We start from the raw sequence: 383 nt of genomic DNA, 5'->3' as shown, positions 1-383 counted from the left end.
TTCGGCGCTATCTTGACCGAAATTGGCCTTACATCGAGGCACTTTCGAATCGACAATTGGATCGGCGTGGACTTGGAAGCTGTGAGTCTAACCATAGACGGTATACGTATCGGACCAAGCTGCAGGGCCGTTCATGGACAAGAAGTGGTCTGATCGCAGAGTTGAGGATCATTGACGCGCTGCAGAACGATGATTACCTCAGCAGTCTGGAAGCTACGGCGTTTCTGGAAACGCAAATCAAGCCAGAAGTGAAGACCACGCTTCGGAGCCTTCAGCTGTTTGGGCCAGCGCCCACAACGCACCAGGGTGCTTATCAGGGACGTATAGCGCTGTACGCAAGTACTAGTTCGGGCACTGGTCACCTAGCACACATCTTCAACTGA

The 383-nt window shown here is 52.7% G+C and carries 1 pseudogene; it reads left to right on the top strand.

Annotation, left to right across the window (positions count from 1 at the left end):
• A pseudogene (locus FD01_RS15790) lies at positions 1-383 on the top strand (ISLre2-like element ISLca4 family transposase); the annotation flags it as partial.

This window comes from Lacticaseibacillus manihotivorans DSM 13343 = JCM 12514 (genome assembly GCF_001435035.1).
GTDB classification, from domain to species: Bacteria; Bacillota; Bacilli; order Lactobacillales; family Lactobacillaceae; genus Lacticaseibacillus; species Lacticaseibacillus manihotivorans.
The sequence above is the reverse complement of the archived record's forward strand: the minus strand, read 5'-3'. Positions and strand labels throughout refer to the sequence as shown.